The organism is Kitasatospora sp. NPDC057518 (genome assembly GCF_042802075.1).
Taxonomy (GTDB): domain Bacteria; phylum Actinomycetota; class Actinomycetes; order Streptomycetales; family Streptomycetaceae; genus Kitasatospora.
In genome coordinates, this window is the sequence record NZ_JBHVEU010000366.1 from 1 (window position 1) to 9092 (window position 9092).

Annotated in this window: 9 protein-coding genes and 1 riboswitch; of the genes, 6 read left to right on the forward strand and 3 right to left on the reverse strand. The window is 72.0% G+C overall.

Features of this window, described 5'->3' with window-relative positions; translation table 11 throughout:
* Positions 1–25 precede the first annotated feature (25 nt).
* Positions 26–376: a cupin domain-containing protein gene (locus ACFU7Z_RS29645; RefSeq protein ID WP_049655188.1), complete on the reverse strand. Its 351-nt coding sequence runs from the start codon at positions 374–376 to the stop codon at positions 26–28.
* Positions 377–478: 102 nt separating this feature from the next.
* Between ACFU7Z_RS29645 and ACFU7Z_RS29650 the strand changes: the two genes are divergently transcribed.
* Together ACFU7Z_RS29650 and otsB are read left to right on the forward strand one after the other, a co-directional pair.
* Positions 479–706, forward strand: a complete 228-nt coding sequence (locus ACFU7Z_RS29650) for a DUF3263 domain-containing protein (protein WP_079272731.1) — start codon at positions 479–481, stop codon at positions 704–706.
* 364 nt (positions 707–1070) lie between these two features.
* Positions 1071–1910, forward strand: a complete 840-nt coding sequence (gene otsB, locus ACFU7Z_RS29655; RefSeq protein ID WP_380780836.1) for a trehalose-phosphatase — start codon at positions 1071–1073, stop codon at positions 1908–1910.
* On the opposite strand, the gene ACFU7Z_RS29660 is transcribed toward otsB, so the two are convergent.
* Together ACFU7Z_RS29660 and ACFU7Z_RS29665 are read right to left on the reverse strand one after the other, a co-directional pair.
* A complete protein-coding gene (locus tag ACFU7Z_RS29660; RefSeq protein ID WP_049652350.1) occupies positions 1897–3363 on the reverse strand; it encodes a trehalose-6-phosphate synthase in 1467 nt (488 codons plus the stop codon). The genes otsB and ACFU7Z_RS29660 overlap by 14 nt on opposite strands.
* 60 nt (positions 3364–3423) lie before the next feature.
* Complete coding sequence (locus ACFU7Z_RS29665) at positions 3424–4461, reverse strand: glucosyl-3-phosphoglycerate synthase (protein ID WP_375876433.1); 1038 nt, start codon at positions 4459–4461, stop codon at positions 3424–3426.
* Positions 4462–4572: 111 nt separating this feature from the next.
* Positions 4573–4709: riboswitch (SAM riboswitch) on the forward strand.
* 16 nt (positions 4710–4725) lie between these two features.
* Between ACFU7Z_RS29665 and thrC the strand changes: the two genes are divergently transcribed.
* The 4 genes from thrC (at position 4726) to groL (ending at position 9032) form a co-directional block, all read left to right on the forward strand.
* Entirely contained in the window at positions 4726–6006 is a 1281-nt protein-coding gene (gene thrC / locus ACFU7Z_RS29670; protein ID WP_380780839.1) for a threonine synthase, read from the forward strand.
* A gap of 35 nt (positions 6007–6041) precedes the next feature.
* Positions 6042–6320: a MoaD/ThiS family protein gene (locus tag ACFU7Z_RS29675; RefSeq protein ID WP_049652344.1), complete on the forward strand. Its 279-nt coding sequence runs from the start codon at positions 6042–6044 to the stop codon at positions 6318–6320.
* A 538-nt stretch (positions 6321–6858) separates the two neighbouring features.
* Positions 6859–7062: a cold-shock protein gene (locus ACFU7Z_RS29680; RefSeq protein ID WP_030289665.1), complete on the forward strand. Its 204-nt coding sequence runs from the start codon at positions 6859–6861 to the stop codon at positions 7060–7062.
* A 347-nt stretch (positions 7063–7409) separates the two neighbouring features.
* Positions 7410–9032: a chaperonin GroEL gene (gene groL, locus ACFU7Z_RS29685; protein WP_049652341.1), complete on the forward strand. Its 1623-nt coding sequence runs from the start codon at positions 7410–7412 to the stop codon at positions 9030–9032.
* Positions 9033–9092: the final 60 nt, after the last annotated feature.

Consider the following 9092-nt stretch of genomic DNA (forward strand, 5'->3'; position numbering starts at 1 on the left):
TGGTTCGCCCCGGCCCCGACGGGGCTCAGGGCAGCGTGATGGCGTAGGCCTTGCGGAGGGTCTCGTGGACCGTCCAGGTGGTGCGGTCGCCCTCGCGCAGCACCGCGCAGTCGCCGGGGCCGACCTCCAGGGTCGGGCCGCCCTCGACCTCGATCGTGGCCCGGCCGCTGAGCACCACGAACATCTCGTCCGCCTCGACGTCCGTGACCACGCCGGGGGTGATCTGCCAGAGACCGCGCAGGTGGCGGCCGTCGGCGGACTCGGAGAGCACCCTGCCGGTGACCTCGGGGGTGCCCGAGACGATCTGGGACGGGTCGAGCGGGTCGGGGTCGAGGTCGGCGGTCGGGATGTGCAGGGCGAAGCTCGGCGTGGTCATGGGGGTGACGGTAGCCGGGCGCGGGGAGCGGTGGGGCGAGCAGTGTGTGTCCGGGTCGCGCGCGAGAATGACACTCCGTAGCGGTGGACGGAGGTGTCGGCGGTGGGCGAGCTGAGCGAGCGGGACCGGGCGGTGCTGGCGCTGGAGGGGCGGCAGTGGCGGACGGCGGGGGCCAAGGAGCGGGCGATCCGGGAGGAGCTGGGGCTCTCCCCGACGCGGTACTACCAGGTGCTGAACGCGCTGCTGGACCGGGAGGAGGCGCTGGCGCACGCGCCGGTGCTGGTGAACCGGCTGCGGCGGGTGCGGGAGGCCCGGCGGGGGGCCCGTTGACGGGTGGGGGGGGGAGGGCTCTCGGGAGGGTGGGGGGCCGGGGGCGGCTCCGGGGGTGGCCGCTCCGGGGGCTGGGTGATTTTCAGACTGCCAACCCTGGAGGTGGGGCGTTCAGATCGTTGGCAGTCTGAAAATCACCCGTCACGCCCCTCTCCGCGGCCACCCCCTGCGCCACCCCCTCCCGCAGCGCGTCCCTCTCGCCGGGTGAATCGAGGGGTGGGTGGGTGGTTGCGGTGGGTGGGGGAGGGGCGGGTGGGTGGGGGTGGGGGAGGTGGCCCTGGTGGGGGAGGTGGGGGAGGCCGGGGTGCGGGGGCTCCGGGGTGGGCGGGGTGCGGAGTGGGGGGCTCCGGGGTAGGGCTTCGGTATGGGCTTTGAAGAGATGTTCGTGCCGGGGACCGGGGCTGGGCGGGATGGGGTGCGGGCGGTGCTGGGCGCGCCCGGGGATGCCGTGATCGGGTTGGACTTCGACGGGACGCTGGCGCCGATCGTGGCGGATCCGGGGCGGGCGCGGGCGCATCCGGGGGTGGTGGGGGTGTTGCGGCGGCTGGCGCCGGTGGTGGGGGGCGTCGTGGTGGTGACGGGGCGGCCGGCCGGGGTGGCGGTGGAGTACGGGGGGTTCGCGGACCTGCCGGGGGTGGTGGTGCTGGGGCACTACGGGGCCGAGCGGTGGGAGGGCGGGGAGCTCTCGGCGCCGGAGGTGCATCCGGGGGTGGCGCGGGTGCGGGTGGTGCTGCCGGGGGTGCTGGAGCGGGTGGGGGCGCCCGAGGGGACGTGGGTGGAGGACAAGGGGCGGTCGGTGGCCGTGCACACCCGGCGGACGGCGGCGCCGGAGGAGGCGTTGGAGCTGCTGCGGGCGCCGGTGGGGGAGCTGGCGGCCGGGTACGGGCTGGTGGTGGAGCCAGGGCGGCTGGTGCTGGAGCTGCGGCCGCCGGGGGTGGACAAGGGGGCGGCGCTGACCGGGTTCCTGCGCGAGCGGGGGGCGCGGTCGGTGCTCTACGCGGGGGACGACCTGGGGGACGTGGCGGCCTTCGCCGCGGTGGAGGAGCTGCGCGGCGAGGGCGTGGCCGGGGTGCTGGTCTGCGCCGGCGCGGTGGGGGACGCGCCGGTGCGGGAGCTGGCGGACCGGGCGGACCTGGTGGTCGCCGGGCCGGAGGGCGTGGTGGAGCTGTTGGGGGCCTTGGCGGACGCGCTCACAGCGCGTTGAGCTGGTCCAGGAACCACTGCTGCGGGGGGAGCGCGGTGGCCGCCGCCGCCAGGCGCTTGGTGCGGTCGGCGCGCTCCTCCGGGCTCATGGTGAGGCCGGTGTGGAGGGCCTCGGCGGTGGCGATGACGTCGTAGGGGTTGACGGTGAGGGCGTCGTCCTTGAGTTCGGCGTGGGCGCCGGCCTCGCGGGAGAGGACGAGGGCGCAGCCGTGGTCGGAGACCACCGGGACCTCCTTGGCGACCAGGTTCATGCCGTCGCGGATGGGGTTGACCAGGGCGACGTCGGCCAGCCGGTAGGCGGCGAGGGAGCGCGGGAAGTCGTCGTCGACGTGGAGGATCAGGGGCTGCCAGGCGGGGGTGGCGAACTCGGCGTCGATCTCCTCGGCGAGCCGCTGGACGGCGGCCGTGTAGGCGCGGTACTCGGCGAGGTCGGTGCGGGACGGGTAGGCGAAGGCGATGTGCACCACCCGGTCGTGCCACTCGGGGCGGGTGCGGAGCAGGTGCCGGTAGGCCTGGAGGCCGCGGACGATGTTCTTGCTCAGCTCGGTGCGGTCGACCCGGACGATGGTGCGGCGGTCGCCGACGGCCGCGCGGAGGGCGGCGAGGCGTTCGTCGACGTCGGGGCGGTGGGCGCGCTCGCGCAGGAAGTCGGCGTCGGCGCCGAGGGCGTGGACGCCGAGGCGCGTGGTGCGGCCGTCGACGGTGACGGTGAGCGCGTCGTGGTCGACGGTCGCGCCGAGGAGGTCCTCGCAGCAGGCGGCGAAGGCGCGGGCCCAGCGCTGGGTCAGGAAGCCGGCCCGGTCGGCGCCGAGGATGCCGGTGAGGACGGCCCGGGCGACGTCGTCGGGCAGCATCCGGTAGTACTCGGGCGGGGCCCAGGGGGTGTGCGAGAAGTGGCCGATCCGCAGGTCGGGGCGGGCTTCGCGGAGCAGGGCCGGGACCAGGGAGAGGTGGTAGTCCTGGACGAGGACGGCGGCGTTCGGGGCGGCCTCGGCGGCGAGGGCTTCGGCGAAGGCCTCGTTGTAGGCCCGGTAGGCGGCCCACTCGGTGCGGAAGGCGGCGTCGAAGGAGGGCGCGGTGGGGGTCGCGTAGAGCAGGTGGTGGACGAACCAGAGGGTGGAGTTGGCGACGCCGTTGTAGGCGCGGGCGAAGGTCAGCGGGTCGATGTCCAGCATCCGTACGGCCTGGCCGCCGACCTCGTGGCCGGCCAGGTCGAGGCGGCCGTGGGGTGCCTCGGCGGCGGCCCTGCGGTCGGAGTCGTCGAGGGCGGCGCAGACCCAGACGGCGTTCGGGTCGTCGATGGCGGAGAGGCCGGAGACCAGGCCGCCGCCGCCGCGGCGCAGGGTCAGCGTGCCGTCGTCGGCGGTGCTGAAGGACACCGGTCCCCGGTTGGACGCCACCAGGACGGGGGCGGTGCCGGTCACGCTCGAACGGTTGGTCGTGAGATCGCCCATGGTTGGCATGTTGCCGTGGGGTCGGCGTGGCAAACCCGTGCGGCCCGTCGAAGAGAGGGTCTAGTGGCGGGCGGCGTACTCGGGGAGGGTGTGGATCGGGGGCCGTTCGAGGGCGGTCACCGGGTGGGTGTGGGCGGTGAAGGCGCGGGTTTCCGGGTCGCGGGTGAACTGGGTGAGGTGGGGGTGGACGAGGTCGGCGGAGGCCTTGAGGCGGTGGGTGCGGTCGAGGCGTTCCAGGGCGGTCCGGTAGATGGTGGCGGCCATCCGGCCGAGGGCCTGGCCGTCCTGGTGGCGGTGGTGCCGGACACCGACGTCCACCTGGGCGAGGGCGTCCAGGCCGGCCAGCTCCAGGGCGTCGACCAGCAGCCCGAGTTCGACGCCGTAGCCGGTGGGGAAGGGCAGCCGTTCGAGCAGTGAGCGGCGGGCCGCGTACTCGCCGCCGAGCGGCTGGACGAAACCGGCGAGTTCCGGCCAGTGGAGGTTGAGCAGGGGGCGGGCGACGAGTTCGGTGACCCGCCCGCCGCCGGCGGGCAGGACGGCGCCCTCCGACTCCAGCGGGCGGTCGTACATGGCCTTGACCAGCTGGATGGACTCGTCGGTGAGCAGCGGGCCGATGATGCCGGAGACGAAGGCCGGGTCGAACTCGCGCAGGTCGGCGTCGACGAAGCAGACGATGTCGCCGTGGGTGACCAGCAGCGAGCGCCAGAGCACCTCGCCCTTGCCGGGGACGGCGGGCAGCCGGGGCAGGACGGCGTCGCGGTGCTCGACCCGGGCGCCGGCCTCGGCGGCGACGGCGGCGGTGGCGTCGGTGGAGCCGGAGTCGACGACGACGAGTTCGTCGACGAGCGGGAGGCGTTCCATCAGCTCGCGGCGGATGGTGCGGACGATGTCGCCGACGGTGGCCTCCTCGTCCAGGGCGGGGAGGACCACGCTGACCGTGCGACCGGTGCGCTCCTTGGCGTCGAGCAGGGTGCGGACCGGCCGGTCGGCCGCGCTCCAGGAGCGGCGGCGCAGCCAGGACGCCGCCTGCGGGAGGAGCGCGGGAGTCGGTTCGGCGGGCACGGAGATCTCCTCGGCGAGGTCGGTGGGACGGGTCATCTCGCTTGGCGGACGGTCCCGTTCAGGTTTGACGCCTTCGGATACAGTCTTCGTACAGCGGTCGGACCTTTGCACGCCGGGGTCTCCGTTGAGCACCACCACAATTTCACAAGCTCATCCAGAGGGACTGAGGGAACGGCCCGTTGACGTCCCGGCAACCTTCTCGCGCGGCTGTCTGTCGACAGGCCCCGGCGGGACAGGTGCCAATTCCGTCCCGTGTCGCGACCGCGCCACGGGGAAGATGAGGAGAGAGGCCTCGCCATCATGGCTATCGACACTGCCGCACCCGTTTCCGTCGACCTCGGCCCGGCCGCCGCGCTGTCCTGTCGCGAGTGCGGCACCCGCTTCCCGCTCGGCCCCAGCTTCGCGTGCCTGGAGTGCTTCGGCCCGCTGGAGATCGCCTACGAGTTCGGCAGCGAGGGCGCCGAGGAGTTGCGCAAGCGGATCGAGGCCGGTCCGGCCTCCATCTGGCGGTACGCGCCGCTGCTGCCGGTGCCGGCCGACGTGGCGTCCAAGCCGAACCTGAACCCGGGGTGGACCCCGCTGGTGAAGGCGGACAACCTGGGCCGGGAGCTCGGTTTCACCGCCCAGCTGCACATCAAGGACGACTCCGGGAACCCGACGCACTCGTTCAAGGACCGGGTGGTCGCGTGTGCGATCGAGGCGGCCCGGGCGTTCGGCTACACCACGCTGTCCTGCTCCTCCACCGGCAACCTGGCCGGCGCGGTGGGTGCGGCGGCGGCCCGGGCCGGGTTCCGGTCCTGCGTGTTCATCCCGCACGACCTGGAGCAGGGCAAGGTCGTCATGGCCGGGGTGTACGGCGGCGAGCTGGTCGGCATCGAGGGCAACTACGACGACGTGAACCGCTTCTGCTCGGAGCTGATCGGCGACCCGGCCGGCGAGGGCTGGGGCTTCGTCAACGTGAACCTGCGGCCGTACTACGGCGAGGGCTCCAAGACGCTGGCGTACGAGATCTGCGAGCAGCTCGGCTGGCGGCTGCCGGAGCAGATCGTGATCCCGATCGCCTCGGGCTCGCAGCTGACGAAGATCGACAAGGGGCTCCAGGAGCTGATCAGGCTCGGCCTGGTCGAGGACCGGCCGTACAAGGTCTTCGGCGCCCAGGCGGAGGGCTGCTCGCCGGTGTCGGCCGCGTTCAAGGCCGGCCGGGACGTGATCAAGCCGGTGAAGCCGGACACCATCGCCAAGTCGCTGGCGATCGGCAACCCGGCCGACGGCCCGTACGTGCTGGACATCGCCCGCCGTACCGGTGGCGCGGTGGAGGACGTCACGGACGCCGAGGTCGTGGCGGCGATCCGGCTGCTGGCGCGGACCGAGGGGATCTTCGCCGAGACCGCGGGCGGGGTGACCGTCGGCGTGCTGAAGAAGCTGGTCGAGACCGGGCAGCTGGACCCGGCCAAGGAGACCGTCGCGATCAACACCGGCGACGGGCTGAAGACCCTGGACGCCGTCTCCGATTCCGGGATGACCGCCGTCATCCGCCCGACGCTGGACTCGTTCCGCGCCGCCGGCCTCGTGTCCGCCTGAACCACCCGATAGGCCCCGCCCCCGCTAGGAGAGTCATGAGCGCCACCGTCCGCATCCCCACCATCCTGCGCACCTACACCGACGGCGCCGCCGAGGTGACCGCCGAGGGTGCCACCCTGGCCGAGGTCGTCGCCGACCTGGAGAAGAACCACGCGGGCATCGCGGCCCGCATCCTGGACGACACGGGCAAGCTGCGCCGCTTCGTGAACGTCTACGTGAACGACGACGACGTGCGCTTCGCCGAGGGTCTGGCGACCGAGATCAAGGACGGCGCCAGCGTCTCGATCATCCCGGCGGTGGCCGGCGGCTGCTGAGCCGACAAAGCAGAACCCGCGGTCGCCCGCGCGTACGGAAATCCGTTCTCCGTATGCGCGGGCGACCGCTCGCATTCCGGCGGGAATATTTCCGGGTCGAGTCGGAGTAGAGTGTGGCTCGGCTGGGAACAGGGTTTCCCTTTCGGCTCCCGCAGTGCTCGGCCCGGGGGCGTCCGGCCGCCGGGGGCGGACCGTGAAACATGTCAGGCAGATGTCAGAATTCGCGCGGGCATTTGAGTAATTCGTCCGCTATGTCCGGCGTGGAATGCCGAGATTATTCCGATTCGATCCGTCCTGTCCCTTGACGCCTTGGCGGAATTACCGGCGGTTGGCCCTGTTGCAGAGGGCGTCGATCCGGATACATTCAGCGGCGGTCGACGCAATCACCCGCTCACCGGAGGCCGCCCGGCGTTCCGCGCGGATGGTTGCGGCGTGCACGGCTGCGCCCAGGGGGGGTTCCCCGGGCCGGCCTTCAACCAACCCGGGCCCGCGACCTGCGGGCACGTGAAGGGCCAGCACAGCACTAGGGGAGTTCGGAATGGCTCAGGGCACCGTCAAGTGGTTCAACGCGGAGAAGGGCTACGGCTTCATCGCGGTCGACGGTGGTGCGGACGTCTTCGTCCACTACAGCGCGATCCAGATGGACGGCTACCGCACCCTCGAGGAGGGCCAGCGGGTCGAGTTCGAGATCTCCCAGGGACAGAAGGGCCCGCAGGCGGACATGGTCCGCGCGGCGGTCTGACCCCTTCCGACTCCAGGAGCTCGGCGCGGCCCTACGGCTGGTGACCACTCGCTTCTCGACGGGCCCGTGCGACGCGTGTCGTACGGGCCCGTCGGCGTTCCCCGACGCGGCTCCGCCGGGGCTCGGGCGGGGCTCCGGCGACGGCTCGCGGATCGTCGATTGGGCTTGCACTCGACCACCCGGAGTGCTAATCATTGGCGTTAGCACTCACAGCGTGAGAGTGACAGCGGACCGGGTCGGTGAGGCCCCCGGGAGCGGTAGGGGAATGGACCCCCGCACACCAGGGCCGTCCGTCGCGGGCACCCCTTGGTCCGAGCAGTCGACCGTGTCCCGGAGGACCACTTCAGATGGCCAAGATCATCGCCTTTGATGAGGAAGCTCGCCGCGGCCTTGAGCGTGGCATGAACCAGCTCGCCGACGCCGTGAAGGTCACGCTCGGCCCCAAGGGCCGCAACGTCGTGCTGGAGAAGAAGTGGGGCGCCCCCACGATCACCAACGACGGTGTCTCCATCGCCAAGGAGATCGAGCTCGAGGACCCGTACGAGAAGATCGGTGCGGAGCTCGTCAAGGAGGTCGCCAAGAAGACGGACGACGTCGCGGGTGACGGCACCACCACCGCCACCGTGCTCGCCCAGGCCCTGGTTCGCGAGGGTCTGCGCAACGTCGCCGCCGGCGCCAACCCGATGGCCCTGAAGCGCGGCATCGAGAAGGCCGTCGCGGCCGTCTCCGACCAGCTGCTGGCCCAGGCCAAGGACGTGGAGACCAAGGAGCAGATCGCCTCCACCGCCTCCATCTCCGCCGCTGACACCCAGATCGGCGAGCTCATCGCCGAGGCCATGGACAAGGTCGGCAAGGAAGGCGTCATCACCGTCGAGGAGAGCAACACCTTCGGTCTGGAGCTCGAGCTCACCGAGGGCATGCGCTTCGACAAGGGCTACATCTCCGCCTACTTCGCCACCGACCTGGAGCGGATGGAGGCGACGTTCGAGGACCCGTACATCCTCATCGCCAACTCCAAGATCGGCTCGGTCAAGGACCTGCTCCCGCTGCTGGAGAAGGTCATGCAGAGCGGCAAGCCGCTGGTCATCATCGCCGAGGACGTCGAGGGCGAGGCCCTGTCGACCCTGGTCGTGAACAAGATCCGTGGCACCTTCAAGTCCGTCGCCGTCAAGGCCCCGGGCTTCGGTGACCGCCGCAAGGCCATGCTCGGCGACATCGCCATCCTCACCGGTGGCACCGTGATCTCCGAGGAGGTCGGCCTCAAGCTGGAGAACGCCGGCATCGACCTGCTGGGCACCGCCCGCAAGGTGGTCATCACCAAGGACGAGACCACCATCGTCGACGGTGGCGGCGACAGCGAGCAGGTCGCGGGCCGCGTGAACCAGATCCGTGCCGAGATCGAGAACAGCGACTCGGACTACGACCGCGAGAAGCTCCAGGAGCGCCTCGCCAAGCTGGCCGGCGGCGTGGCCGTCATCAAGGCCGGCGCGGCCACCGAGGTGGAGCTCAAGGAGCGCAAGCACCGCATCGAGGACGCCGTCCGCAACGCCAAGGCCGCCGTCGAGGAGGGCATCGTCGCCGGTGGTGGCGTCGCCCTGCTGCAGGCCGGTGTCGCCTTCGACAAGCTGGAGCTGGAGGGCGACGAGGCCACCGGTGCCAACATCGTCAAGGTCGCGCTGGAGGCCCCGATCAAGCAGATCGCGACCAACGCCGGCCTGGAGGGTGGCGTCGTGGTGGAGAAGGTGCGCAACCTCCCCGCCGGTCACGGCCTGAACGCGGCCACCAACACCTACGTCGACCTGATCGCCGAGGGCATCATCGACCCGGCCAAGGTGACCCGCTCCGCGCTGCAGAACGCCGCCTCCATCGCGGCGCTGTTCCTGACCACCGAGGCCGTCATCGCCGACAAGCCGGAGAAGGCCGCCGCGGCCGCCGGCGGCGGCATGCCGGGCGGTGACATGGACTTCTGATACTGATCGCTCCGATCGGATCGGCTGGTTCCTCGTCCGTGTGGGCGGCTCCCTTCGGGC

What these genes read in the sequence shown, in the direction of transcription:
- thrC (WP_380780839.1), top strand. Translation starts at nt 4,726, where the DNA reads ATGGCTATCGACACTGCCGCACCCGTTTCCGTCGACCTCGGCCCGGCC.
- ACFU7Z_RS29645 (WP_049655188.1), bottom strand. Translation starts at nt 376, where the DNA reads ATGACCACGCCGAGCTTCGCCCTGCACATCCCGACCGCCGACCTCGAC.
- ACFU7Z_RS29660 (WP_049652350.1), bottom strand. Translation starts at nt 3,363, where the DNA reads ATGGGCGATCTCACGACCAACCGTTCGAGCGTGACCGGCACCGCCCCC.
- ACFU7Z_RS29665 (WP_375876433.1), bottom strand. Translation starts at nt 4,461, where the DNA reads ATGACCCGTCCCACCGACCTCGCCGAGGAGATCTCCGTGCCCGCCGAA.
- otsB (WP_380780836.1), top strand. Translation starts at nt 1,071, where the DNA reads ATGGGCTTTGAAGAGATGTTCGTGCCGGGGACCGGGGCTGGGCGGGAT.
- ACFU7Z_RS29680 (WP_030289665.1), top strand. Translation starts at nt 6,859, where the DNA reads ATGGCTCAGGGCACCGTCAAGTGGTTCAACGCGGAGAAGGGCTACGGC.
- ACFU7Z_RS29675 (WP_049652344.1), top strand. Translation starts at nt 6,042, where the DNA reads ATGAGCGCCACCGTCCGCATCCCCACCATCCTGCGCACCTACACCGAC.
- groL (WP_049652341.1), top strand. Translation starts at nt 7,410, where the DNA reads ATGGCCAAGATCATCGCCTTTGATGAGGAAGCTCGCCGCGGCCTTGAG.